Below are 24,930 nucleotides of genomic sequence, written 5' to 3'. Positions count from 1 at the left end.
CCGAGGACGGCGCAGACTTGGCGAAAGTCTCAAGTTCAAAAGCCACGACGCCAAGCGCAGCCGCTGCAGCAAGCTGACTTGCGCAAGTGCCATGTCACCGGATCGCGGCTTTGATCGCGCAGATCCGGGACATCATTCTACCGGCGCGAAGTTCAATATCCGCGCGCTCGGCATCTTTTCAGCGTCCGACAGGCAACCCAAAACCGTTTCACTCGTAGTTGCTTGAGAGGCTCTGGTGCACGCTCCATTCGAGAACCGGGCCGTCCAAGGAGATGATTTCATGCATATCGAGACAGCGGGCGGCCATTCGCTCCATGTAAAAGAGATGGGCGAAGGCCCGGCGGTGATCTTGATCCACGGCTGGCCGCTTAACGGTGACATGTGGGAATATCAGACACTCGCCCTGCTCGAGGCCGGCTACCGCGTCGTAACCTACGACCGGCGCGGTTTTGGCCAGTCCGGCCACCCTTCTTCAGGCTATAATTATGATGTTTTTGCCGAGGATCTGGCTGCCGTCATCGATCATGTCGGTGATGCATCTGTTTCGCTGGTAGGTTTCTCCATGGGAGGCGGTGAGATTGCCCGCTACTTGTCGCGGTATGGTTCGGGCAAAATCGACAGGGTTGCCCTGATCTCATCGGTTGTCCCATACCTTCTGAAAAATGAAAGTAACCCCGAAGGTGTGGAGCAGACTGTATTTGACGCGATGAAAGCGGGGATTCGAGAAGATCGGTTCGACTTCCTTCAGACATTCGCCAAGACGTTTTACGGAATAGGGCTGGTGTCTCGGCCGGTAAGCAGCGCCCTTCTGGACTGGACGTTTGCGCTTGCAATCATGGCAAGCCCGAAAGCCACCATAGAGTGCGTCGACGCGTTCGGGCGAACTGACTTTAGACCCGATCTGGCTGCATTCGATGTGCCAACGCTGATAATTCACGGAACGTCGGATAAGACGGTGCCGATCCAACCGGCCGGGCGGGCCGCCGCTGCGGCAATTTCCGGAGCGCAATACATCGAATATGAAGGAGAACCACATGGATTGTTTGCGACGGCGCCTGACCGCCTGAACGCAGATCTCCTGGCTTTCCTTGGCTAAACGCGATTTCGGTACCGCGCCATGTGAGGTGGCGCGTTACCTCTCCGATATTGAATTTTTCACGAGCGCATAAATTGGTACTTAGCGAATTTTTCCCATCCGGAGGTATCGTCCGGTGATCTTCAGAGATGCGATACGTCAAAATCCTAGAAAATTGGTTTCGGTGCAATCGAAAGCGAAATTACTCTAGGACCAGGACGCGCTCCCGTAAGGTATAATTCAGGCTGCACCACGAATGTAAGGAGTGCGTGTTGTCATAGGTAAGTATGCGTCATGAACCGGAAAAGGCGCTTAAAGGAACCGGATCCTGCTTCGATCTTGCCGCTTAGCTTTATTCTGGGGCCGTTCCATCCAGGAGCTTCGGCAATAAGGGCAACAGTTCGCGCGCGAGGAAGCCGGCGCGTCCGACGTGCTGGGAGAGGGTGCGTCCTGCTTTGCCATGGACCCAGCACGCCCAAGCTGCGGCGGTGAGCGGTGAGGCGCCCCGAGCACATAACCCCCCTACAATTCCGGCCAGAACATCACCGGAACCACCGGTGGCGAGCCCGACGCATCCGCTTTCATAACGGAGCAACTCTCCGCTGGGGGCGGCAAGTAGCGTTGAGCGGCTTTTGAGGAGGATAATGCAGCCAAAACGCCGCGCTGTCTTCAAGGCGATGGTTTCCGGCGCCGAGGCAACCTCTTCTGCGGTTATTCCTGCAAGGTGAGCCATTTCGCCATGATGCGGCGTCAGCACGACCCGTCCCTCGTGCCCGGCAATGAGATCAGGAAGATCGCGTGCAGAGGTCAGCGCCGCGGCATCGAGCACGACGGTGCGGGAGTTGTCCGGCTCAGCCAGCAAACTGGCCACCAACTGGTCTGTGCGGGGGCCAACCGACATTCCCGGCCCCACGACCAATGTGTCGCATCGGCGTATGCGCTCGCTCAGAAGCGCAGCGGCTTCCAATGCTATTTCGCCATCCTGATCCGCTGGCAGCGCGATCATGGCGGCTTCGGGGACTAGAACACCAAGTGCTGTAGCGGCCGAACTCACTGTGGCCAGTTGAAGTTTGCCAGCGCCAGCTCTCAGCACCGCCTCGCCGGTCAGGCGGATCGCGCCGGGAACGAACTCCGCGCCGCCGACGACCAGCACCCGGCCGCGCGCGTTTTTGTCTTCCGTACCATCAAGCGTCGGTAAGGGATTGCGCACGAGCCAGCGTTCATCGATCGTTTCCATCATCCCCGCGCCCCTGCTATCTGGTCAGGCGCATGAGTTACAGGCGTCGCTTCCTCATCGAGAGGAGCGGTCACGTTATATCTTTCAAGAACCAGGCTTCCGGAGGTTCCGCAGGAGGGGTCGAACCGGTACTCTGTAATCGCGCAATTAGCGACATCCCCAGAAGCATCGATCGCCAGGATTTCTGTTTCTCCCATCGTTTCGACAATGTAGCGAATACACAGCACGACCACCTGGTGCGAAAAGATCATCACCCGCCTGCCGGCGTAATGAAGCGAGATCGTGTCCATGACGGAACGGAGACGTAAAATCACGTCGCACCAGCTCTCGCCGCCCGGGGGGCGATGATAAAACTTCCCCAGTAAGCGCCTGAATTCCGCCTGATCCGGATATGAAGATGCGATTCCCAGGCTTGTCAGTCCGTCGAGAATGCCGAATTCCTTCTCGCGCAGCCGTTCATCGAAGCAGATCGGCGTGGTCGCCGGGCAGCCGCCTTGCTCGCGAAAGAGTTCTGCGGTCTGACATGCGCGCAAGTACGGCGAGGAGAGCAGGACATCAGGCTGCCCAGAGACCGGCTGGTCGGCAAACCATCGGCCCAAAGCCCTTGCCTGCTCACATCCCAGGTCGCTGAGCGGCACATCGGCGTCGCGGGATGTCAAGGCAATCCGTTCATCCTTTGCCTCATGGGCGAGGTCGCGGGCGACATTACCGGCGCTCTGGCCATGGCGAACGACGAAAAGCGAAGAGGGCCAATGCAGGGAAGCCACGTGCTGGTTCTCCGGTTCGATACTCTAGGACCGGCCCACTACGTCAGTCGTGCGATCGCTGAGATGTTTGAGCAAAGCGTCGGGGCGCGGGCGTTCACTAGATCAGAGGTATGTCTGGACTACGCAACGGCAAATGGCCGTTCGTAAAAATCGCGATGCGGCACCTGATGGGAGCGTCGAACCTGACATCCATTCTCTCCTCGATTTCATCCGTGCAAGTGCGCCTTGGGCGTTCCAACAGTACATGCAACACCGGTTTTTCGGATGCGCTATTGGTATTAACCGCGTCGCGGGCCCAAAGGTGCCCGGTGTCACCGGAATTTTTGGCGGAGGATCCGGGCTAAATCGGATTTCTTCCTCGGCGGCCCATTCGTTTGCACCATAACCATTGCCGGAACGGGCAGCATTCAAGCTATGGTCCAGAATAAGTCGTCATGAAGGGTGACCGGTTTGCTGACGCTGGGCGGCGGCTCCGCCTTTTCGAGCTGATGCATTATGCCAGGAATTTCGCAGGCAGATCGCCGCCGTTTCGGTTCCCGCAATGCGACTGTGCGAAAATCAGATAGCGTCGCTGCGCACCCATATGCTCACGCTGCCGCCGTTCACCCGCAGATCGAGATAGCCCGCCTCATCGCAGACGAGCTTCTCGTTGCAGTGCTCCAGATAATCGCGAAACTCAAGTCCGGCATGCACTTCACCAACAAATACCTTTTTCGTCGACTGCTCGGCGTTGGACAGGATAGTTATGCTTCCCGGCAACTCGGCAGTACCTTCCCGGAGGATGGCGATGCACTGCGGGTCATCGAAGATATCTGTTTGTGCGCCGTGGGCGAAGCGCTTGCGAGCCTCGATGAGTTTGGGTAGCGCGGCGATAGCAGGCATTTGCACTGTATGCAGCTCGCCGTCGCCGCCCCGGTCGGTATACGTGGCACCGTAGAGATCCGGATAGAAAACGCATGGCGTTCCCTGTTCGCGCATGAGGATCAGCGCGTAGGCGAGGGGCTTGAACCATGGTTGTATCGAAGCTTCCATCGCCTGCAGAGGCTGGGTATCATGGTTCGCGACCAGGGTAACGGCATGATCGGGGATGGAAGCGGTAAGGCTCCCATCGAAGATAGTGCGCAGATCGAAGGCGCCGCCTGCGTTGGAAGCGTCAAAAAAGCGATGGTGCAATGCGACGTCGAAGAGCATCAGCTGTCTGTCGACCTTATCGAGGTAGCTTTGAAGGACTTCCATGTCAGGATGCCAGTACTCTGCCACGACAAACAGGTCCGGATTAACGTTCTCCCGGACATGGCCGACCCAATCCTTGAAAAACCAGGCCGGTATATGCTTGGCAGCATCGAGGCGAAACCCAGTGCAGCCTACCTGTTGGGGAAACCAGCGTCCCCAATATTTTAATTCCTCATAGACCGCGGTGTTACGAAACTCAATGTCAGAGCCCATTAGATAATCGAAATTACCTAGCTCCTCGTCGACTTCAGTATTCCATTCACCATCGCCATATTCGTTGGCAATTCGAAAAAGGCCGTCCTCATCCGGATCTAGCAGGTGATCAACTCCGCTAAAGCACTTCATGTCCCAAATGAATTGGGAATGGTGCCCGTCTCGTCCTGGAAAAGTGAAACGCGTATAGGCCGACGCTTCAAATATTTCATCGTCTATCTGATTTCTATCATCAGCGTTAACTCGGCGTACGAACACGCGCTCCGTTTCGTCCGCGCCCATCTTGTGGTTGAAAACCACGTCATGAATGACCCCGAGCCCAGCTTCTTGAAGGCGCTTAGCCGCGGTCTGAAGGCTGGAGAGGTCTCCGTATTTGGTCGCGGTGGACCCTTTCTGGTCAAACTCACCCAGGTCGAAAAGGTCGTAAGTGTCATAGCCTACTGACGATGGCCCTGAGGCGCCCTTGTATGAAGGCGGCAGCCAAACATCGGTAACGCCCATCTGCGAAAGGTTTTCGGCCTCTCCGGCAACCTCGTCCCATAATGTGCCGCCCTCTGGAGTGTACCAGTGAAAAAACTGAATGAGTGTTCGGCCAGGCATGGGAAACCTTTGGACAGGAGCTAGTGCGGGCATGCCCGCCGTTTGCGCAGCGAGCATGCCATTTGGTTTTAGATGAGCTTAATTTGCAGCAACTGCGGTCGGCGTCAGCCCGCGCGCAGCAGTGTAACCCGTCTCAAGAGACGGAACTGCGAGCATGGCGACCTGCTTGAGCGCCGGATCACTGCCTGTCGTCGCATAGCCCTTCTGAAGAGCCCACATCGCGGGTGCAGCTTCTGCCATCTGAGTCAAATAAAGGTTGTCGAAGCTCGAGCCGCTCTTTTTCAGAAGTTCAAGTGACGATGCGTATTGCGAAGACACTGCCGTCGTCGGACGAGCAATTTTACGGTCCTTGTTCGAAAGGGCAGCATAAAGTGCATCGCGTTCTTTTTTTGCCGAAGCCATGTCAGCTTTTGCATAGGCTTTGACGTCGCCGCGCTCGGCCTTGCGCGCTGCGAGAGTCGATGCGGCCATACGATAATTAAGGGCGTCGGCACTCATCTTTACATAGTCAGTTGCAGAGACCTGTGTCCGCGGCTGAACAGAAAAGACAGTCGTGGTTTCTCCAGCCGCATTTGTGTGCGCAATCCCAGAAACAGTCTGAGCCATAGCAAGAGGCGAGAGAAGAGCAGCAGCCACGGCTGCGGCAGAAATCATATAACGCATTCAGATGCTCCAAATAATTAGTTTGACGAGCATGAAATGAGTTTGCGCAGCATTGGTTCCTTCACAAGAAAAGTAAAGATTATAAAAATCTCTAATGGGATAATTTCGCTATTACATGGTCCCTACGGAATCGAGGTATTGCGCAATATCATTTGCGTAAATCCACGCCCTAGTAAAAATCGCTCGAAAACGGCGTTATACTGAGCGGATTGCTCTAGGACAGATTGCCAGCATCCAACGCAGTACGCGTTGAGGGCTCCCGTCGGGGAATGAAAATCCCCTGTTCGTGCGGGAGTCCGTTGGAGGGCGCGAAGCGCGCACTCACGATAGCAATGCCGATCATGTTCCGCTATTGCGCGCGCGCCCAGCGCTGCTCAAGGTGCGGCGATGATATCAAGCTCGGGGGACGGGGATGGCTCGGAGGGGGATCATACACACCGTCAGCGAGATATCTCAGCGCGTGCGTGATGCCAGCATGGGAAAAGGGTTTGGCAATGACCCCGTGAGCGCCGGAAAAATCGGCCGGAATCTTCGCGACATTTGCGGTCACAAATATCACGAGGGCATTTGGCCACCGCTCTTGTATCATGCTGGAAACATCGAGACCATTCGAACCGTTCGCGAGGTGAATATCTACAAATGCGAGGTGAGGATCAAGATCGTCGGGCAGATCCTTTACGTCTCTTAGGCTTGCTGCTTCGGCCAGCACGCGATGCCCGCTATCTTCCACAATGGCTTCTATATCCATTGCAAGAAGGATTTCATCCTCAACTATCAACACATTCATCGCGTTATTCATGTTTCCGTCTCACTGCGGGGAAATGTAATTGTCACGCACGTGCCAGGTGCATTGTCACTCCAGGTCGCTTCAGCCCGAGCCTGGCGGGCGAGCCGGGTAATCAGTGAAGTGCCGATACTGCGGGTTCGTTTGGTTGAAGGCATACCAGGCCCGTCGTCGCAAATACTGATAATGCCCCTGCTGGATTGGCCATCGACAACCACGCTAAGACGGCCGGATTTTCCATTATCAAACGCATGCTTGATAGCATTCGTGAGGATCTCGTTGAGGATCAGCCCGAGCGCTGAAGCGTGCGCCGCGTCCACATAGAGCTGCCGGGTGTCGAGATGCAAATGTATGTCCGTACGGCCGCTAGCTCCAACGACGTCGATGGCCAGATTATGCACGAAAGTGCCCAGATCGAAGCGGGCCAGGTCGGATGACTGATATAATTGTCGATGCACAACAGCCAAGGCATCGACCCGTTCCAGCATGGAATCGAGCTTCGCTGCGACATCAGGATCGTCGATGGTGCGTACCTGGAGGCGCAGGAGCGAGCCGATCATGGTGAGGTTGTTTTTCACGCGGTGATCGACTTCGTGCAGAAGAAGCGTTTTGGCTTCCAGAGCAGCTCTAAGATCTGCGGTACGGCGATCGACTTCGCGCTCGACCATAACCTTCTTGTCAGTTATGGCCTGCTGGGTCAGGACACGCTCCGAAACGTCCATTTGCGAAGCGAAAAAGAACCTGATGATCCCCGATTCGTCGCGAACAGGAGAGAGATAAAGCGCATTCCAGAACGTCGAACCGTCTTTCCGATAGTTCAACAAGTCCGCTTCGACGTCATGACCGCTCTGGATTGCCACGCGAACCCGAGAAATCGAGGCTTCATCAGTATCAGGTCCTTGTAGAAACCGGCAGTTGCGACCAATTATCTCCTCGCGGTCGTACCCCGTGAGTTGCTGAAACGCCTCGTTGCAAAACACTATCGGGTTATCGAATTGCGCCGGGTCGGTAATGACCATGGGCATGCGGGTAGCGCGAACCGCCGCGGCGAAGGGATCGCCGCGGCCTTGGTCATAATGCAAGGCGTCTGTGAGATGCCAGTCGTCGCTTTGCTTCAAAATTACCTCCAACGACCACCGACTGCAGCACTTGCTCTGGAGAACAGCGGCTATCGAGCTTGGTTCCCCTCCGCTCCGGCGTTAACGTCGCAACGAGCCGCGCTTTCTTTTAGCGGCGCAACGCGATGTCGAAGATCAGGGCTGGCAAAATAGCCCGGGGAGTATGCTTAAAGCGTAGCGCTGGAGTCTCCGGATGCCTGTCAGATCCAGGTAGGCAGACCGTTGATCGATTTACGGCCGGACCGCTAAAATAAAAGGCGCCTTAGCTGGTAATCCTGAATTCGCTTGCCTGCCAGGGCAACGAAAGGCGTTCTCGATCGTAGTATGACCGTGCAAAACCAGTTTCAGGCACCAGATTGCGCGAGACGTCCGGAATGTCGCTGAAGTCGCGCAGATCCGGCCGGGCGGATGCGCGTGTTCATCACGCGCCCGGACCGGCGTTTTTTCAGCGGTTCTCCAACCTTTTCGCGCTGGACGAAGTGTCGGCCGGACCGCTCCTGCTCGCATCTTTGATTGCGCTTGCGGCCGTTAATTCTCCGTGGAGCGCGACTTACGAGAGCCTCTGGGAGGCTCCGCTTAGGATCAGTTACGGCAGGTTCGATATCGGCAAGCCGCTGGCGGAGTGGATCAACGATGGCTTAATGCCGCTTTTCTTTCTCATTATCGGTACCGAGGTAAAAAGAGAATTTGCCAAGGGATCGCTGGCTTCCAGGGAGACTGCGGTCCTGCCCTTTGCGGGAGCGGTCGGCGGTCTCATCGTTCCCATCGCATGCTTCTTCGCGCTGAATTTTGATGAGCCAACGCGGCACGGATGGGGAATTGTCGCCGCGATGGATACCGCGTTCAGCCTGGCGGTCGTCGGTACTTTTGGAAGGACATTACCTTCGGCTGTCCGGGCTATCCTGCTCGGCTTTGCGGCTATCGACGATGTGTTTGGCCTCCTTGTCATCGCGGCAGGCTATACGCCTTCTTTCAACCCGGGATTTCTGTTGCTTGCTGGAGCTGCGTACGGGGGTATCTTGGGACTGCAAAAGCTGCAGTCCGTCAGTTCGGCTCCTTATGTGATTTTAGGCCTGGGCGTATGGATAGGCATTCTTGGTTCCGGCATCCATCCGACCATTGCCGGCGTGGCCATTGGCCTTCTACTTCCCACCGCGTCTCGCCTATCGGAAGAAAGTTTCGTTCAGCGCGTGCAAGATCCGATAAAGGACGTGAAGCGTGCGGCGGTAGCAGCAAGCCAGATCGAGGATGACCAGGCAGCCGATAAACATCGTGCAGAGGCTCAGCGGAGCCTGGGCTATATTCACGAAATGGCCGCTGCAACCGATGAAGCTGCAGCTCGGCTAATTCGTATCCTGACGCCCTGGATCTCTTATCTGGTTCTTCCGCTCTTTGCTCTCTCGAATATCCGCATCCATTTCTCGGAACACGTGCTTTATGAAGCTTGGCACTCCCCTCTGGCAGCCGGGATCGTGGTGGGCTTAGTGCTTGGAAAGCCAGTAGGCTTCTTGCTTTTCAGCTGGTTGGCGATCCGGCTTCGTCTGGCAGCTTTGCCCAAGGAGCTGACGTGGATTGCCATGGCGGGCATCGGCGGCGTGGCGGGCATCGGATTCACTCTCTCGATTTTCATTGCAGACCTTGCTTTTGACAAGTCGGAGGAAAGCCAAATGGCGGGTCTTGCCATTTGCGGTGCCTCCCTGCTGTCCGCGGTGATCGGCTATTTGTTCTTTGCCATCGCTGCCAGGAGAAATCTTGGCGAGGATCCCGGGTAAGCTTGAGAGTATTTCGCTCGCAGCAAAGCGGCCATGTGGCTGTTTTTCGGCGCACCGACGCGCGCGATCAGGTGGGCATACCAGCGCGCAGAGCGATCCATTGCCGAAATTTTCCTGGGGTACGGAAATCAGCTGTGGCCATTGGGCTATCGATATGTGTGAAAGTTTGAGCCCTTAGCGAAGGCTAGAGTATTATTTGCTTAGAACCCGGCTTCTGCATTAAAGTCAAAATTTCAATGGCTTGTCTCTAGGCAGAGTGATTTAGCAACAAATTTGTCAAAGTTCTAATTTAAGCCGGTATAGATTTTTTTATTAGCGAGAATTTTCTTTTGTCCCATTTGCTGCGTTAGTGAGCAACAGGGCCTGTTTGTCCGACTGGCTCGCTGCCGCGCTCCCACGCGGCGCGAACCATCGACTTGGCCCGAAACGCGTACATGCGTTTCGGTTCTTTTTGAGAAGCAGCCGTGTCACAGTCGCCATGCCGAAGGCGCTGTCGTTCATGGCGAACCGCGTGTCTGGCCCGCGAACAAGCTATCTGCGGCTGGCAATTTACAAAACATATCGACCTCCCAGGCAAGCACGTGGGCGTGCATTAGAGGATAAGTTTAAAACGGCGGGCTATCTCAAGCGCGGGCTTTATCAGGTTCCAGGTGGAATAGAGCAAAAGGCTGCTGAGGTAGCGCGACAGAACGTTTCCATGCGCAAGCCAGTCTTCGGCTTTGGCAGAAGATTTTTTTTTGCAAAGACCTGGAACTTTACGGCATCTCGGTCGCTGTTCTCCGGTCGCTGCTCTCCTACCCTCATGGGAGGGCAACTGCATGCGATCAACCCGTACCTATGCCCCGCGATCCAATCCAGTGGAAAGCGGGGCTTTTTTCTAATAGTTGTTCGGAAAAATTGGCAGTCAGCGTTTCAGGATAAGGAATTTCCCGCAGGGTCAGCCGTCATCTAGCGCAGCCGCTGCGCGACCAATTTCCTGCGATGCCAGGCAAACTTCGCAGCTGCACTTCTTTTCCGGCAGGCTCCCATTTGACGTAGGAGGCGCGGTACCACCCTCGTCAAAATCCCGCACAATGAGGGAGCAAGGCAAAGCGCAGTTCTCGCATCAAGTCTTGCCAGCTTCACGCTTCCTGTACGGCTTACCCCCGGCGACGAATCTCCAGCAGCATTGCCGTCCGGTCCGGAATCCTGGCCGGCGACGGCTGCTTCGCTCGGGCGTTTGGGCTTGCTGCCTAGCGGGTAGTCGTTTTCAACCCGACGAGCAGGCCCTCGATACTCGGCGTGATTGAAGATGTTCTTCTTGCGCAGGGAGCAGATCAGTGTCGCCAGGATACTGGATGCCTTTTAGTCCGAATTGATCGCGGCATTGCTCAAGACGCCCCCTTACCGCTCAATTGTGCAGATATCAGTCGCTTCCGGGTGGAAAACCCACCGGCGTGTGCTATGATCCAGCTACCATCAACGCCTGACGCTTTGGAGTTTTCTCGCTTCTCCATGGCCGCGGAGAGGCGAGGCATCACATATGCGATTGCCGCGCGCGCTGTTTAGCCCACGCGTTGTCTGGATGGGCCATTCGCGCGCTGCGACCTGTAGGGCGAAGTGCTGCCATCTCGGCATCGCTTCTGGTCAGGTCGCGTCTTGGTTCGGGCCTGCTGTTTGCTGCCGGAAGGCCAGAAAGGTATCGGTCTCCGTATCCCTTTGGTCGTGCTCTTTTGCAACACCGTCCCGCCGAGGATCGTCTTGAATCATTGCTTGCCAACCCGAATGCCGGCCCACCGAAGTAACGCCCAGACCCGTCACGATCCCATACTCCACTGAGCGGCTGCGGAGCGCATGAATCAGCATGGCGCGCTGTCCGACCATCAGGCCGCGTCTTTTGTGGAGCATCAGCACCGCTTGCTGCTCAACCGACTTCACAGCGACGAAGCGCATCGTCGGGCGGGTGACCGCTCCGCAGATCGCTTCTGCATCCGCCGCATCGGTCTTACCTCGGTTTCACATATGGCTCAACATGGGCTGGCGGCATCAGGCGTACCTCATGGCCGATCGCGATGAGTTCCCGCGCCCAATAATGCGCAGACGCGCTGGCTTCCATACAGACCAGGCAAGGCGACAACTCCGCAAAGAACCGAATGACCTCGGCCCTGCGTAGCTCATGTCGGATCAGCACCGCGCCATCAGCAGCGATGGCGTGCAACTGGAGCACATTCTTCGCCAGATCCAATCCGACGGTGACAATCTCTTGCTTCATGGAACAAGTGCTAGCCGTGGACCTACAATCACCACATCATCGCACAGTTACGCTGCTGCGGAGGTCGTCCATCGCATGACGTCACCGCGAGATCAATTGGCACCCGATCACGGCGTCCTAACTCACGTGTGCAAGTTTGCTGACGTTAAAAATTTGAAGCTGTCTCCGTTACTCAGTGTAGGGTCGGATTGGCGGATATCTCATTGCAAGCCGCGTTGCCAGCGCCGGGAATGGCGAGAAAGGTGATCGTCTCTGGCAAGAGAGTAACATCTCCGGCAAGTTGGGCACTGCCGGATAGGTCCGGCAGCGTGTCGTTAGCGCCCAGGCGAAGCAACCGACCGTTCAGTTTTACACTGCTAGATTTGGAGCCTGGAGACGACAGGGTGTATCGCAAGCTCTGCTTGCCTATGCGAATTTGCTTTGCTGAAGCGCCGTTATTGATCGCAAGCATCGTGACTCCACCAGCCCGATTAGGAAGACAATGTGCGTAGAGGTGGATTCCACTTGTCAGCGGATTACCAGCGTCAAGCACTGTCGGCCCCATCAGCCGGTGCCAGAGCAAGGCTGACCAATAATTTGCTTTAGGTGTGAGGTCGTCTTGATTGAGGAGGCCATAGCTACCGGCGGCCAAGGTGTTATGGATAGAAACATGTACACCTTCCTTTGCCAATCGCCCCAATTGGTCGAGGTAGCGGAAGCTGTCGAGGAACGTTCCTCCCCACGGGTTACCGCCGCAGGCGGCATCCGCGCCCTCAGTCATCCACAACGGTTTGCCGCCCTCATATCGATCCCGCAATTCTTCATAGAACGCCCTGGTCAGACTGGTGCGGGAAAGCCACTCCTCGGAGAGAGCATCCGCAGCGCTGGTTTGCGGCATCTTCATTGCCGCGCACCGCATCGAGGCGGCGCCGTAGTGATGGTAAGAGAATGCGTCAATTCCATCACCCATGGTCGCGAGCAGCGAGGCGGTGGGAAGCGAGCCCGGAACATGCGGCATTCCCCAAGAGGTAGGAGTTTCGCTGGCAGAGCCTGGGCCCAGAATTTTCATTTCCGGTAAATTGAGCCTGGCGAATTTGTCGAAGATCCGGAAGTCACGACCATAGTCTGCCGCCGTGTAACCTGCAGGAGCCCCACCAATCCCTGCCATCGACGGCTCGTTCATGAACTCGGCAGCTGCGATCTTTCCGCCGAGCGAATGGGTGTATTTCGCCCAACGTTCCGCCTGATCCGTCGTCCACACGCCGCTCTTGTCACGCACACCATCTCCAATGGCAAACGACGTCACGATTTTCGCATCGATCGCACGTGCGAACTCTATCACACCGCGCCACTGCGAGCGATGAAGGACGCTCTTGAAACCCGGCGGGGGAGACGAAACATAATCATTCTGTTCGTCCGGAAAATATACGGTGTTCGCCCAAGTCCCGCTTACACGCAGATAGAATGGGCCTAACGCCTGAGACAGCTTACGAAGCCTTGGATTGGATAAATCGATCGGAGCGCGATACTCGAACGGACTGGTTTCACGGACCTTTATTGCCCCGGTAAATTCCGGCCGATAGGGCTTCCAAAACTGGCCTCCGGTCACCTGTGCCATTTCAATGTTGTAGGATTGAAAGCGGCCGTCCACCCTACCAACTAGCGGAAGCGAAGCGACATCGATCTGGTCGGCTAATGAAGGCCGCGCGTGCAACGTTGCCGATGTAAGCAGCATTGCAACCATAATGGTCAGCGGTACTTTCTGACTGGAAGTCGCTTTCCTCTGTGCCTTTTGCGCCAAAGCCGAATTTTCCCGCATATCACACCCCTTTTCAAGCAAAGAAAGCATTTGCGAAACCATTCCGTCAAATCGCGATTTTTTAATAACCCATAGCAATAGCCTATGGATTGGCGCCTGGCCGGGCGCGGTGGTTCGTCACGGATCAGGCTGGCCCCGAAGGCGGGAAAGGATTGCTGGCTGTTATCGCTGCATGACGGCTGGTGGTACCTGCAAAGGCGCATTACTTTCGAACACCGGGTTTGAAGCGGTGTCACTATGCTAAGTCATGCTAGGGTTTTACAGGAAGTTCCAAACTTTCCTTTGGTTTGAATTAGCGCTATAAGCCTTAGTATGGCTGCCGGAAACTGAGGAAAGCTGAACCAGCTTCAGCAACTGCCGGATGGCGCACTTGTCGATGCGGCCTGGCTGGAGCGCGGCGGCTACTCCTCCTCGCGTCGCAGCCAGTACGTCAAGGCGGGATGGCTCCATCAGCCGGCTCCACGCGTATATCGCCGCGGAAACAGTCCGCTCGGCTGGCGTGAGGCCATCATATCCCTCCAGACCTTCCTCGAGAGCGACGTGACCGTGGGCGGGCGAAGCGCGCTGGAGAAACTGGGGTACGGCCACTCTGGGGCGGCGCAGGGAGGTTCACCTCTATGGCGCGCAAAGGCCGCCCGGCTGGCTTGCTGCCTTGCCCCTCGAGGTCGAGTTTGTCTGGCACAACAGCCGGCGGCTGTTTCCTGATAATCCGGTCGTCACGCAATCCGATGACGCACAGAGCGGTCGAGCGATTAGCCGCTTCACTTCCTGCCGGGCGGTTTTCTGATCAGTGGCGGAACAGCCAAATGGGGCCTGCGCCTCGCCAGCGCCGAACGGGCCCTGTTCCAGCTTCTCGACGAACTGCCGGGCCGCGAAACCTTCCACCAGGTCGACATGCTGATGCAGGGCTCGGCGAACCTCAGTCCGCGCAGCCTGCAGGTCCAGCTGGCATCCTGCACCAGCATCTTGAAGATACGCTCAGCGACCGCTGCTTCCACCGGATTGATCGTCCGGCTCCCACGGATGTGCTCTCCACGCCCGTCCAGGTTTTTGACGACCTCGTAGCCATAGGAGGTTGCCTCCACCGGACTTACCCTGCTCCACGCGTCTCCGGAGGCCTCTGCGGGTCTTGTCAGCGAGGTCTTTCAGAAAGAGCGTATTCATCGTGCCCTTCAACCCGATATGGAGAGCCTCTATCCTTGATTGGTATTTTCGCGACATTCTGGCGCAATTACTTTAAAATTGTGGCCTTGTAGGCGCCATGACAAATTTTTAACCCAGTAAGCATATACACGACTGGCGGTCTTCGTCAGTGTTGCTTCATGGCTGCGCTACGGCCACAAGCCGCGCGCGTGAAAGGAATCAGGATCACGCGGATCAGAACCACGTTTGCCGGGCGGAAAGGCGGCTATCCGGGATGCGGCATCCATGGATTTGAAGCCAGATGAAAGAGGACCTCGGTCGCAGTTTCGGATCCCAAGAGGCAGATACCGGGCCTGCTCCCGCAGACGACAGAACTGACGAGGCGCACGCGCTGCAGCGGGCACTGATCGCGATTTACCGGGAACTGGCGGTTGGACTTGAGCGGACGTGGGGTTCGCGCGACGCGGCTCTCGATGCGCTTCAGGATGCTTCCGCGAAACTGGCCGCCGGCGCCCGCATCGGCGCGGTCCATAACCCGCGCGCCTATCTGCGGCGCATGGCCTTCAATCTTGGCCAGAACAGGCGGCGCTCGCTCTCCCGCAGCGTGCCTGTAGACCGCTTCATTCTGGACACTGTGGCCGACGAGGCCCCCGATCCTGAGCGCATGGCTGCTTCCGCCAACGAACTCGCCCGCGCCTTGGCATTCGCGCAGCACTTGCCTGAGCAAAGGCGCACCATATTTTTCCTGAGGTGGGTCGATGATCTCTCCACCGGCGAGATCGCGGGAAGGCTCGGCCTGCGCCGCCGTACCGTCCAGAAGGAATTGGCACGCGCTGCTGATTTCCTTCGTCGCCGGTTGGAGAATGGCGGCGAAGCACAGGGCGACGACGCCTGCTGAGATTTATTTTGAGGCAGGGGACGCCTTTTCGTTTCCCGGGTGTCTGGATGTGGGACCAACAGGGCTTCCTCCTCAGCGGGTTCGGGTGATCATCGCCTGACATCGGCAGGTGGTGGCCGCAGGGTGCCGGGCCGGATGCTTGCAGAGCGGATCCTGCGAGCGATTGGCCGGGTTCCCGCAACCCATAGGAGGTCGCCCTGAGCGGCTGGGAACGCATGAACGCGGGCCGACGCGCAGATGTGCCTGGCGCGAGCCTTTTCGATGCAGGCGCGTGCGCCAATGGGCTGTCCGGCGTTGCACTGGCAGATGCCGGCCTTTGCGGCACAAGCCTGCCGACAGTGAAAATGCCCGGCACCGGCGAACGGGCGTCTTCTTCTGCCCAGGGCAAAGGTGCCGTGACCGGCCGGCACCGCCGAACTCTGGCATCCTGGCAAGTGGACACTGCCAAACGCCTCCTGCGCTCTCGCTTGAACGAGCCTGTCGCAATCGCCGAAATCGCCGGTGCCTGCGGTCTCTCGCCATGCTACTTCATCAAGGCGTTCACCGGCACGGTCGGCATCACGCCCTACACCTGGCTGATAGATCGGCGCCTTGAGATGGCTTGTTACTTGATCGACGGATCATCCATGTCGCTTGCCCAGATTGCGCTCGACTGCGGGTTCTGCGATCAAAGCCATCTTACGCGGACATTTGCCAAGCGATTGGGAACGACACCTGCCAGATGGCGACAGTCGCGTTCCTGCCTTGGCACCGGTTCCGAGGTTCACCCGCGATAGCGGCTCCTCAGTCGCGGCTTGCTTTCCTGCCTGTGCGGCGGCGTTTGCATCGGCAGGCGTTTGCGCGCCTTTACCCATATTTTTCCGCTCTGGAGGTCGGATTTCCGCCGTCCGGTACAGATAGGCGAAGCATCCTTGGCCCATCGCGCGCTCGATGTCTGGATAACCGGCTGCCGTAGCGGCGATCTTTGCTTTACCGGTCATCGATATGTTTGCCTCCACGCGGCCGCCAAAGAGCGGATAAATTGAAGAAGGGAATGGGACGAACGGAATCCGTATGTCGTGTCGGTGAATTTTGCATCATGTGCATGGCAATTGCGTGCCTGAGCAGTGTCGCGGTTCCCGCGATCCTTCTTCTAATCTGAATCTGCCAAAACCGCTGGACCTGTCTGACCGAAACTCCAAGCCGGCGCGCACGTTTCTCGAGCGCAGACGCCTGTCGCCGCTCGTCTTGGCGCGTCGTTACGGGCGAAGGCCGATATGGCTGTCATTATTCCCTCGAATTGTTCAGACGATCTGCCTTCCGACGCCTGTTTCCTGCCTTGCGCATTCAACGCGGCAAGTCCGCTCGACCTGCTAATTATATTACTGTTGAGTTTCACTGAGAACTGACCCGGAGGACGCGGATGAAATGTTGCATCACCATAGAGGTAGTTCATGTATTCTTACGCAGACAGGATCCGGGCAGTTTTCAGTGAAACTCAACAGCGTTACCCCTTTCTCGCAGAGACGTAGATACATTTGTCGACACGTGTCGTGGCTCTGATAGTGTATCACCATTGTAGATACACAGGAGTTCGATATGGGAGTTCAGGTCAGAAAGTGGGGGAATAGCGCAGCAATCCGAATTCCCTCAGCCATCATGGCGGCAGCCGCACTAAGTGTCGGGCAGGAGGTGGAAGTGCGCGAGAAGACGGGAAACTCATCATCGAGCCTGTCTCTAAGCCGGTCTTCACTCTGGAAGCCTTGCTTGCTGAAATGAAGCCAGAGACCTTCCCCGAGATTGTTGATTTTGGGCCCCCCGTTGGTAACGAGCTTCTTTAATGCAGAGCGCCTACGTTCCCGATACCGGTGATATTGTTTGGGTTCAGTTTAATCCTTAGGCAGGTCATGAGCAGGCGGGGCACCGCCCTGCACTGGTGCTCTCTCCATCGGCGTACAACGAGATGCGGGGCATGATGATTTGCTGCCCGATGACTAGCCAGATCAAGGGCTATCCGTTTGAGGTCATCGTGTCACAGTCTTCAGCGAGTGCCGTGCTGTCTGATCAGGTGAAAAGTCTGGATTGGAAAGTACGTGGGGAAAAGAAAAAGGGGACTGTTACGGCTTCGGTAATTGAGGAAGTTAAGGCAAAAAATTGCCGCATTACTTACTAATTGATCAATTCGGCAAGTTATATCTTTAATATACACATTATTTCGCCGTAAGACAATCAAGAAAATTGAACTATATCAAGGGTTTATGTTTGAAAGTAACCCTAAAACGAGATGATGGTTTAGAGCCCGCCCTAAAAGTTGTTGAGCAATACCAGCATGTTGTGATTCACGCCGTCCTGCGAGAGATGGGGTGATCAATGGCATGGACTGGTATTGCCCGGCAGGAGCATAGCCGGAAAGGGTTGCGCTATTCCAGCGATATGACGGACAGGGAGTGGGAATTGGCGGCGCCGTTTATCCCGCCAGCCAAGCGCGGCGGTCGGCGTCGCACAACGGACATGCGCGAAGTGGTGAATGCCTTGCTGTACATTGCGGCAAGGGGCTACGCCTGGAGGCTCCTTCCCAAATGCTTTCCTCCGGTTTCTAGGGTCCAGCGCTATTTCTATGCCTGGCGCAACACCGGCCTCATGGAGGCGATGAACACGGTGCTGGTGATGAACCTGCGGCAGATCGAGGGACGCGAAGCCTCTCCGAGCGCCGGTGTGATCGACAGTCAGTCGGTGAAACAACGGAAAGCGGCGGCCCTTGCGGCTATGACGCTGGAAAGAAGATCAAAGGCCGCAAGCGCCACATCATGACGGCATCTGCGGCTTTCTCGTCTTCATCCTCGTCCACACCGCCGACATTCAGGACCGCGACGGTGCCGTGGATGTCCTCAAGGCCGTGCGCAAACGCTTCCCTTGGCTGCGCCACGTCTTTGCAGATGGAAGCTATGCCGGCGACAAGCTTCGTGCCGCCCTGACCGGATCAGGTGCCTGGACGATCGAAATCATCAAATGTTCGGACAAGGCGAAGGGCTTTCAGGTTCTCCCTCGCCGATGGGTCGTCGAACGCACCTTCGCATGGCTTGGCCGATGCCGCCGCCTTGCCAAAGACTGGGAGACCACCATCGCATCCTTCACGGCATGGGCGACGATAGCCTCTATCCGCATGCTTACCCAGAACCGCAAGGTATTGCTACGTTTGAGAAACTTCGGAGTCAGGCACTAAGGCCCACGGCGGCGATACGGCCAAGCAGGCGGCTAGGCGGAACGCTGAAAAAAAGCCGGCCACAAGGGCCGGCTTGGAAAGTCTTTAGGAGAGGATGCCTGAAAGGCACTGCACATATGTCGGTCGCGGCGCGTTTTCGCAAATGCAAGGAGTGCAACCAGTATTGCTCGATCTGGTTGCAATTCATGAAATTGACGCGCTCGCCCCTCGTCAGACGGTTTGCGGACCAGCCTTCCACGTATCTGCAAAAGCTCGCGCAAAGTTCTCGCCCAGGACTTTCTCGATCGTGCGAGCGCGATAGCCACGCGCTGCCATGGCATCCGCGATCACCGAATAGCGGTCTGGCCGGTTGAGCCCAATTACGAAAGGCGGCGGACCTTCCCCCGGAGCGGATACACCTGATCTCTTGCGCCTCTCGATTTCCTCGTTCCAGGTAGCCATGCTTTCAGGGGACGTGTCGAACGGCGTCAGCGAACCATCGGTGCCGATACCGACATGATCCTCCCCGCAGACCCTCAAGGCGTGGTCGAGATGCGCGATGTACGCGGCGATATCGGGCTGTTCGGGGTAGGGAACGAGAAAGCTCAGCTCGTATATGCCGACGACTCCACCATTCTTGGCTAGCGTACGAAGCAGAGCATCCGATTTATTGCGGGGGTGACTGTGCACTGCAGCGCAGGCTGCGTGGGTTACGAGTACCGGGACGCGGGATGCGGAGATGGCTGCGAAGCTGGTCGCTTCGTCGCAGTGGCTGATGTCGATCGACACGCCAAGTGCGTTCATCCTCGCGACCGCCTCGTGCCCGAGCCGCGTCAGGCCCTTCGGGTTCTTGGCCAGCACCCCAGAGCCGAATGGGGTCTCCCGGTTGTAGGTTAGACCCATCACGAGCACGCCGGCCTGCCGGAAGTGGTCGATGTTTTCGATCTTGCCCTCGAGCATCTCTCCGGCCTCGAAGGAAAAGATGATGCCCACTTTTCCGGTCCGCTTGGCTTCACCGAAGTCGGAGAAAGACCGAATGCGCGTAAATAGCTGCGGGTTTTTATCTATGGCCTTGGCGATATCGGCGATATCGACATCGGTCTGTGCCTTGTCGAGATTTCCGCTTCCTCCAAGCGTCATCTTGAGGGCGGTGAGACCCGAGGAGCGGACGAGCGCGGCATATGCATCGTCGAGAGGGGCGTCCGGATCAAGGGGAGGCATCAAGTTGCCGTCGATGAGCAACCCTCCGGTTGCAACCTGCGCGCCTTTGGCGGCTTCGGCAAAGGCGTGTACGGGCGCGAATGCCGCGGCGGAGAATGCCGCTCCGGCAAAGCCAAGAATTTGACGACGATCCATTTCTTCCTCCCGATTGCGCGGCCCGACTTGGCGGAAGGGTATCGCTTCGCGCAATTCAACTTCGACCGGCGGCGTTCTGGATCGACGGAACGGATTTCGAGATTTCGTCCGTAATCGCTCAGCCACCGGGGGGACCGGCGTCCATCGCTGATGTTGGAAGTGCTATCCGAGCAAAGGTGCGGGACCTGACGGGCGGATATCCGGGCGTGCGGACCTGATAGATGCTATCATATGTGTTGCATAATGTAAGATCGGCGCATGACCGGTCTACGGTTTCGGCTTTCGACTGGCTACCATGTTCGGCCGGATGCGAAGCAGAAGCCATTGCTTGGGTAGTTTGCTTGCGCTCGTCAAGGATTTCAGGGCGGCTTGGGGAGAGGGTGATTTAAGAGGCGTTAAAACGGAAGGGCAGGGGAGGGCTGCGGCGTCTCTCGGCTGGGCGCTTCGCCTACGCAGCCGGGCGGTGCGGCTCTGACGGTTCCTTTTGACAATGAGGAGCCGCGGACCGATTAGCGGTACCGGGCGAAAAGTGGATTAGAGAACCACGGTTTTGCGATCGACGAACCAATCGCCTTCATGCCTTGGGGGCGCTGTGGTTTCCTGAGTTTCGACCGTCGTCGAACAGCGGGCCCCAGCGAGGGACGTTGGGCTTCGGCGCACGCGTCCAGAGGCCGTCCCGGCGCTGTGCCCTCATGGCTCCGGGGAATGGGCCCGTGCGGCGCCTGCGCTATGCGTTTGGGATCTGTGCCCGGGAGCTGTGTCCTCAGGGCTTCACGGCAAGAAGGCTAACGGCATTGGGACTATGTGCCATTTCGGCTTGGGCGCGGCGTACCATGGAGTAGGGATCAACCCAGCTCCAAGAGTGCTCGCAATGCGCTTGCCTCTCCCGGCTCTTTGACGGGATAAGCCGTATAGAATTACCGTGCCGCTTCCTTCCGGCCAAGGACCTTGGCTGACGCAAGGCTCCACAGGGCATTCGACGATCCGAGGAACAGCGTATGGTTGGGCTCGAGCAGCGCGAGGCATGTATCGACCTGCCTGCGATGGAGGGCTTTCACTCCTGCCAAGTCTATCACCATTTCACGTGGCGGCGCTTCCGGTTGTGCCGCTGCCGCCAGGCCCCCCGTCTCCCTCGGAATTATGCGCGAAGCTGCAAAGGTGCCGCGCTTGGTGCGTGGCCGTGCCGCTTCTCCGAGGCCATCGATCGCGATGTCCTACTTTCTTACCGAAGGCACGGAGTGGACTTCGAACAGCGCTGGTTCGGCCCGCTTAACCTTGTCGACCGTTACGGACCACTTTCGGTCGGCGAAATCGCATCGTCGCGGGGAAGCGCGCACGCCGCTGTCGTTCAGGCAAAAGTGTCTCGGGATCGCCCGGCTTCGTTTCACTGGAAGCGGACGAAGCTGACCGTCGGCGACGAACGATCTACCTCACTGCAAGCGGCAAGGCGTTGGTCACGGCTCTACGACCTCTTTGGCATCAGCGGCGCGAGCGTTCGGTGATGAAACAGGAAGTCTCGCCAAGGCGATCGATGGTCTCGATGACGCGCTCGCCCGCGAAGCTTTTCTTGAACGGATCGCCGAGTGAAGCGCGCCGACAAACCGCTGTCGGGGGGGTAACCTTGGCCGCACTGAATTCAGCCCCGTGGGCCGGCGTCAGCAGATGGCCTTGTCTATGAGTTCATCGTCGACTGCCACTTGTCCATCGAGCATGAGCATGGCGAGACCGTGGACAAGCGCCCAGGCCTGTACCGCCTGAACCTCCGGCTTGCCGCCACCGCGCGCAGCGGCAGCGGCGGCGTTGGCCTGCAGTAGATCGTGCGCCTCGGAACCAAGGTCGCTCTTCACGCCGCCGACCAGAAGCGCTGGTGAGGCAAAGATGAGGCGGAAGAGTGCCGGATTGGCCAGCGCGAAGCGGACATAGGCACGGCCAGTTTCCCTGAAACCGGCGGCGCCGCCACCGACGGCCTCCGAGGCGGTCCGCTGCGCCGCGCCCAGCTGCGCAAGGCCCTCAAGCGCCAGGGCCGTCATCAGCGCTTCCTTGTCCGGGAAGTGGCGGTAGACCGAAGTGGCGCTCACCCCGACCGCACGTGCGAGTTCGCGAAGGGACAGCGAATCGGCATCGCGTTCGCCGAGCATCCGCAACCCTTCCGAGATCAGGCTTTGGCGCAGATCACCATGATGGTAAGGCTTTTTTTCGATGTTGACACTGTTACTATTTCTGCTCATGATAACAGCGTAAACATTGGAGGTGATCATGGGAAGCCCTATCGAAACCTTGATCCGCGATACCGTCGCCAAAGGGGTGGAAACACTCGCAGCCTTCAACCGCAAGCGATTGGCTGCGCCGGTTAACGGCAATCCATTCCTCACCGGTATTCACGCACCGATGAAGGAGGAATTGACGCTGCTCGAACTGGCGGTGACGGGTACCATTCCGTCGGGTTTGAACGGTCGCTACCTGCGCATCGGACCCAATCCTGTCGAACCCGATCCGGCGTCCTATCATTGGTTCATCGGTGACGGCATGGTGCATGGTCTTGCCATCGAGGACGGCAAGGCTCTGTGGTATCGCAATCGCTGGATCCGTTCCACCGCCGTTGCCAAGGCGCTCGGGACGACACCTGCGCCGGGACCCCGGCACCGGTTCGATACGGTGAACACGAATGTGACCGAGATCGCCGGCCGAACGTTTGCGCTGGTGGAGGGCGGCAGTTTTCCCGTCGAACTAGGCGAGGATCTGGATGACCAGACCTACAATCCCTTCGACGGATCCTTGAAAGGCAGCTTCACCGCTCATCCCCATCGCGATCCCTGCACGGGCGAGAACCACGCGATCTGCTATGATGGCCGCGACCCGGGCACGATCCGCCATGTCGTGATCAGTGACGCCGGCACGGTCATTCGCGAAGAGCCGATTTCGGTGCAGCATGGGCCGATGATCCACGACTGCGCGATTACGAGGCGCTTTGTGGTAATCCTCGACTTGCCGGTCACCTTCTCCATGAAGACGCTAATCGAAGGTCATGGCTTCCCATACCGTTGGAATTCCAGTCATCAGGCCCGCGTGGGGCTTATGCCTCGCAGCGGCACCCAGGACGATATCATCTGGTGTCCAGTGGCCCCTGGCTACGCATTTCACGTCGCCAACGCGTATGACGCGCCCAGTGGTGAAGTCGTCATCGACCTGTGCGTCTACGAGAGCATGTTCGATGACGGCGCGGCAGGGCCGAGTTCGCGCTGCCGCGGCTTGGAGCGTTGGACGGTCGATCCGGCGAGCCGAAGCGTCAACGTTCAGACGCTGGACACCGCCGCGCAGGAGTTTCCGCGGATCGACGAGCGTTTCTTCGGCCAGCCTCACCGCTTCACCTGGAGCATCGCAACCCCGCAAATTCCGCACAGACAGTTCATCGGCGCCACCCGCATTCTCGCTCACGATGTCTTGACCGGTGACCATGAGGTCCACGACTTCGGCCCGGGCCGCTTCCCCGGCGAATTCGTCTTCGTTCCGCAGAGTGCCGAGGCGCCTGAAGGACACGGCTGGCTCATCGGCCTGGTCGTCGATCTGCCTAAAGAGAAGACGGATCTCGTGATTCTCGATGCCCGCCGTTTCGCCGAGCCGCCGGTTGCCAGCATTCATCTTCCGCATCGGATACCGCCAGGATTTCACGGTAACTGGATTGGCGAAGGCGCTGCGCAGTGAGCACCGCCTGTCCCCCAGATCGATCGAGCAGAGCCTCATGAACCGCACAAGAATTTCGGACTGGATCCGCCGCCGTGGGCCTGCATTCGCGCTCGACTGCGCGGTCAATATCGCGGCTCCGCTGGCGATCTATCATCAGACACGGGACCCCTGGGGCGAAATCAATGCCTTGCTGGTGTCCTCGATACCGCCGCTGCTATGGGGCATCGGCAGCTTCCTGCGCAGCCGCCGGGTCGATGCCCTTTCAGTGCTTGCAGTGGCCGGCATCGCCCTTTCGACCCTTGCCTTTTTTGGGGGCGGATCGGCACAGATGCTGCAGCTGCGCGAGAAACTGGTGACGCTCGTAATCGCCCTTGCCTTCCTGGGCTCGGCGGCCATCGGCAAACCCCTGATCTATCCGCTTGCCCGCGCGACAATGGCGCGCCAATCGGAGCAGGCCCTGGCGGAATTCGATGCCAAGGGTAAGGATGCATTGGTGCGCCGCACGGTGATGGTGATGACGCTGGTCTGGGGGATCGGCCTGCTGGCGGACTTTGCCGTCTCGGTGGCTCTGATCTATCTGCTCACGATCGAGCAGTACCTCGTGGTGGGACCGATCCTCGGCTATGTCGCGGTAGGGGGCATGATAATCTGGACGGTCCTTTACCGTCGTTCTCGTACCCGGCACGCCGATGCCGTTCGCGCCAAAGCGGCCGCCAGCGCAACCATGGACGATAACGATTGCCCTCAGCCAGAACCTACCTGACGCAGTTAGCCCCGTCCGCTCTGCTTTCAAACAAAGTCGGTTTCGACGGGGCTTGGGATCCGGGCGGCGTTCCAGGCGTGCGTGAACCTTGCAGGCGCTCGGGGCTTCCAACTCGGGGGCCACAATAGAGGAATTAAGCTTTCAAGGCCTGATACAGCCATGTCGCCGCCAAAATTCGGCACATTCGCAAACCAGAGAATATGGCCTTTGTACCGATATCGTCGCAGCAGATTGGGCTGGCTTATATGGTTGAAAGCGCAATTTTAGCCATCCAATAACCGAGACATGTGGCGCGTCGCAGTCGCACCGCGATTGCTCTGCGATTGCGCAGGTTTGCGTGACGTTACTCCCGTGAAGTGGAATTCGCAGGTAATCTTATTAAAATAGAATACTT

At 57.8% G+C, this 24,930-nt stretch carries 19 protein-coding genes and 5 pseudogenes; 13 read left to right on the top strand and 11 right to left on the bottom strand.

Annotation, left to right across the window (positions count from 1 at the left end; genetic code table 11):
• Positions 1-280 precede the first annotated feature (280 nt).
• A complete protein-coding gene (locus AC1VV3_RS24900) occupies positions 281-1,096 on the top strand; it encodes an alpha/beta fold hydrolase (protein ID WP_482963194.1) in 816 nt (271 codons plus the stop codon).
• A 331-nt stretch (positions 1,097-1,427) separates the two neighbouring features.
• On the opposite strand, the gene AC1VV3_RS24895 is transcribed toward AC1VV3_RS24900, so the two are convergent.
• The 6 genes from AC1VV3_RS24895 to AC1VV3_RS24870 all read right to left on the bottom strand — a co-directional run bounded on the left by AC1VV3_RS24895 (position 1,428) and on the right by AC1VV3_RS24870 (position 7,690).
• Positions 1,428-2,315, bottom strand: coding sequence for an NAD(P)H-hydrate dehydratase (locus tag AC1VV3_RS24895; protein WP_482963193.1), 888 nt, complete (start codon positions 2,313-2,315; stop codon positions 1,428-1,430).
• Complete coding sequence (locus tag AC1VV3_RS24890; protein WP_482963192.1) at positions 2,312-3,079, bottom strand: histidine phosphatase family protein; 768 nt, start codon at positions 3,077-3,079, stop codon at positions 2,312-2,314. The genes AC1VV3_RS24895 and AC1VV3_RS24890 overlap by 4 nt, the downstream gene beginning before the upstream one ends.
• A gap of 558 nt (positions 3,080-3,637) precedes the next feature.
• Positions 3,638-5,125 (bottom strand): alpha-amylase, encoded by a 1,488-nt coding sequence (gene amyA, locus AC1VV3_RS24885; protein ID WP_482963668.1) that lies wholly within the window; start codon positions 5,123-5,125, stop codon positions 3,638-3,640.
• Between the two features lie 78 nt (positions 5,126-5,203).
• The gene (locus AC1VV3_RS24880) at positions 5,204-5,788 is read right to left on the bottom strand and encodes a DUF4142 domain-containing protein (protein WP_482963191.1); all 585 of its coding nucleotides are present in this window, start codon (positions 5,786-5,788) and stop codon (positions 5,204-5,206) included.
• Positions 5,789-6,137: 349 nt separating this feature from the next.
• The gene (locus AC1VV3_RS24875; RefSeq protein WP_132270472.1) at positions 6,138-6,587 is read right to left on the bottom strand and encodes a response regulator; all 450 of its coding nucleotides are present in this window, start codon (positions 6,585-6,587) and stop codon (positions 6,138-6,140) included.
• Positions 6,584-7,690: a PAS domain-containing protein gene (locus tag AC1VV3_RS24870; RefSeq protein WP_482963190.1), complete on the bottom strand. Its 1,107-nt coding sequence runs from the start codon at positions 7,688-7,690 to the stop codon at positions 6,584-6,586. The genes AC1VV3_RS24875 and AC1VV3_RS24870 overlap by 4 nt, the downstream gene beginning before the upstream one ends.
• A 374-nt stretch (positions 7,691-8,064) precedes the next feature.
• Here AC1VV3_RS24870 and nhaA point away from each other — a divergent pair, with 374 nt between their 5' ends.
• Entirely contained in the window at positions 8,065-9,462 is a 1,398-nt protein-coding gene (nhaA, locus tag AC1VV3_RS24865; RefSeq protein WP_482963189.1) for a Na+/H+ antiporter NhaA, read from the top strand.
• A gap of 478 nt (positions 9,463-9,940) precedes the next feature.
• Complete coding sequence (locus tag AC1VV3_RS24860) at positions 9,941-10,414, top strand: hypothetical protein (protein WP_482963188.1); 474 nt, start codon at positions 9,941-9,943, stop codon at positions 10,412-10,414.
• Between the two features lie 821 nt (positions 10,415-11,235).
• Here the strand turns inward: AC1VV3_RS24860 and AC1VV3_RS24855 are convergent.
• Together AC1VV3_RS24855 and AC1VV3_RS24850 are read right to left on the bottom strand one after the other, a co-directional pair.
• Positions 11,236-11,713, bottom strand: a pseudogene (locus AC1VV3_RS24855) (IS110 family transposase); the annotation flags it as partial.
• 172 nt (positions 11,714-11,885) lie between these two features.
• On the bottom strand, positions 11,886-13,553 hold the full coding sequence (locus AC1VV3_RS24850) for a glycosyl hydrolase family 79 N-terminal domain-containing protein (protein WP_482963187.1): 1,668 nt from the start codon (positions 13,551-13,553) through the stop codon (positions 11,886-11,888).
• Between the two features lie 294 nt (positions 13,554-13,847).
• Here AC1VV3_RS24850 and AC1VV3_RS24845 point away from each other — a divergent pair, with 294 nt between their 5' ends.
• Positions 13,848-14,216 carry an AbiEi antitoxin N-terminal domain-containing protein gene (locus AC1VV3_RS24845; RefSeq protein ID WP_482963667.1) on the top strand — a complete coding sequence of 123 codons (369 nt, stop codon included), beginning with the start codon at positions 13,848-13,850 and terminating at the stop codon, positions 14,214-14,216.
• Positions 14,217-14,279: 63 nt separating this feature from the next.
• Complete coding sequence (locus tag AC1VV3_RS24840) at positions 14,280-14,576, top strand: type IV toxin-antitoxin system AbiEi family antitoxin domain-containing protein (RefSeq protein ID WP_482963666.1); 297 nt, start codon at positions 14,280-14,282, stop codon at positions 14,574-14,576.
• On the opposite strand, the pseudogene AC1VV3_RS24835 reads toward AC1VV3_RS24840, so the two are convergent.
• Positions 14,477-14,708 (bottom strand): annotated as a pseudogene (locus AC1VV3_RS24835) (recombinase family protein); the annotation flags it as partial. The gene AC1VV3_RS24840 and the pseudogene AC1VV3_RS24835 sit on opposite strands and share 100 nt — an antisense overlap.
• Positions 14,709-14,955: 247 nt before the next feature.
• Here AC1VV3_RS24835 and AC1VV3_RS24830 point away from each other — a divergent pair.
• From AC1VV3_RS24830 to AC1VV3_RS24810, 5 genes and pseudogenes are all read left to right on the top strand, one after another.
• A complete protein-coding gene (locus tag AC1VV3_RS24830) occupies positions 14,956-15,552 on the top strand; it encodes an RNA polymerase sigma factor (RefSeq protein ID WP_482963186.1) in 597 nt (198 codons plus the stop codon).
• Positions 15,553-15,767: 215 nt separating this feature from the next.
• The gene (locus AC1VV3_RS24825) at positions 15,768-16,328 is read left to right on the top strand and encodes a helix-turn-helix domain-containing protein (protein WP_482963185.1); all 561 of its coding nucleotides are present in this window, start codon (positions 15,768-15,770) and stop codon (positions 16,326-16,328) included.
• Positions 16,329-17,130: 802 nt separating this feature from the next.
• Positions 17,131-17,372 (top strand): annotated as a pseudogene (locus AC1VV3_RS24820) (AbrB/MazE/SpoVT family DNA-binding domain-containing protein).
• A pseudogene (gene mazF, locus AC1VV3_RS24815) lies at positions 17,372-17,704 on the top strand (endoribonuclease MazF). The pseudogenes AC1VV3_RS24820 and mazF overlap by 1 nt, the downstream one beginning before the upstream one ends.
• 197 nt (positions 17,705-17,901) lie before the next feature.
• Positions 17,902-18,731, top strand: a pseudogene (locus AC1VV3_RS24810) (IS5 family transposase).
• A 233-nt stretch (positions 18,732-18,964) separates the two neighbouring features.
• On the opposite strand, the gene AC1VV3_RS24805 reads toward AC1VV3_RS24810, so the two are convergent.
• Positions 18,965-20,089, bottom strand: coding sequence for a dipeptidase (locus AC1VV3_RS24805; protein ID WP_482963184.1), 1,125 nt, complete (start codon positions 20,087-20,089; stop codon positions 18,965-18,967).
• A 1,238-nt stretch (positions 20,090-21,327) separates the two neighbouring features.
• On the opposite strand from AC1VV3_RS24805, the gene AC1VV3_RS24800 reads away from it, so the two are divergent.
• The gene (locus AC1VV3_RS24800; protein ID WP_482963183.1) at positions 21,328-21,591 is read left to right on the top strand and encodes a hypothetical protein; all 264 of its coding nucleotides are present in this window, start codon (positions 21,328-21,330) and stop codon (positions 21,589-21,591) included.
• Between the two features lie 153 nt (positions 21,592-21,744).
• Here the strand turns inward: AC1VV3_RS24800 and AC1VV3_RS24795 are convergent, their stop codons facing one another.
• The gene (locus AC1VV3_RS24795) at positions 21,745-22,317 is read right to left on the bottom strand and encodes a TetR/AcrR family transcriptional regulator (RefSeq protein ID WP_279388349.1); all 573 of its coding nucleotides are present in this window, start codon (positions 22,315-22,317) and stop codon (positions 21,745-21,747) included.
• A 22-nt stretch (positions 22,318-22,339) separates the two neighbouring features.
• On the opposite strand from AC1VV3_RS24795, the gene AC1VV3_RS24790 reads away from it, so the two are divergent.
• The gene (locus tag AC1VV3_RS24790; RefSeq protein ID WP_482963665.1) at positions 22,340-23,791 is read left to right on the top strand and encodes an 8'-apo-carotenoid 13,14-cleaving dioxygenase; all 1,452 of its coding nucleotides are present in this window, start codon (positions 22,340-22,342) and stop codon (positions 23,789-23,791) included.
• Positions 23,769-24,536 carry a VC0807 family protein gene (locus AC1VV3_RS24785; protein WP_482963182.1) on the top strand — a complete coding sequence of 256 codons (768 nt, stop codon included), beginning with the start codon at positions 23,769-23,771 and terminating at the stop codon, positions 24,534-24,536. Before AC1VV3_RS24790 ends, AC1VV3_RS24785 begins: the two co-directional genes overlap by 23 nt.
• Positions 24,537-24,930: the final 394 nt, after the last annotated feature.

The sequence above is a fragment of the Novosphingobium sp. BL-S-34 genome (assembly GCF_056857015.1).
The sequence above is the reverse complement of the archived record's forward strand: the minus strand, read 5'-3'. Positions and strand labels throughout refer to the sequence as shown.

Coding starts and splice junctions, on each gene's coding strand:
- AC1VV3_RS24895 (WP_482963193.1), bottom strand. CDS start 2,315: ATGATGGAAACGATCGATGAACGCTGGCTCGTGCGCAATCCCTTACCG.
- AC1VV3_RS24850 (WP_482963187.1), bottom strand. CDS start 13,553: ATGGTTTCGCAAATGCTTTCTTTGCTTGAAAAGGGGTGTGATATGCGG.
- AC1VV3_RS24825 (WP_482963185.1), top strand. CDS start 15,768: ATGAACGCGGGCCGACGCGCAGATGTGCCTGGCGCGAGCCTTTTCGAT.
- AC1VV3_RS24900 (WP_482963194.1), top strand. CDS start 281: ATGCATATCGAGACAGCGGGCGGCCATTCGCTCCATGTAAAAGAGATG.
- amyA (WP_482963668.1), bottom strand. CDS start 5,125: ATGCCTGGCCGAACACTCATTCAGTTTTTTCACTGGTACACTCCAGAG.
- AC1VV3_RS24875 (WP_132270472.1), bottom strand. CDS start 6,587: ATGAATAACGCGATGAATGTGTTGATAGTTGAGGATGAAATCCTTCTT.
- AC1VV3_RS24860 (WP_482963188.1), top strand. CDS start 9,941: ATGCCGAAGGCGCTGTCGTTCATGGCGAACCGCGTGTCTGGCCCGCGA.
- AC1VV3_RS24795 (WP_279388349.1), bottom strand. CDS start 22,317: ATGAGCAGAAATAGTAACAGTGTCAACATCGAAAAAAAGCCTTACCAT.
- AC1VV3_RS24880 (WP_482963191.1), bottom strand. CDS start 5,788: ATGCGTTATATGATTTCTGCCGCAGCCGTGGCTGCTGCTCTTCTCTCG.
- nhaA (WP_482963189.1), top strand. CDS start 8,065: ATGTCGCTGAAGTCGCGCAGATCCGGCCGGGCGGATGCGCGTGTTCAT.
- AC1VV3_RS24830 (WP_482963186.1), top strand. CDS start 14,956: ATGAAAGAGGACCTCGGTCGCAGTTTCGGATCCCAAGAGGCAGATACC.
- AC1VV3_RS24805 (WP_482963184.1), bottom strand. CDS start 20,089: ATGGATCGTCGTCAAATTCTTGGCTTTGCCGGAGCGGCATTCTCCGCC.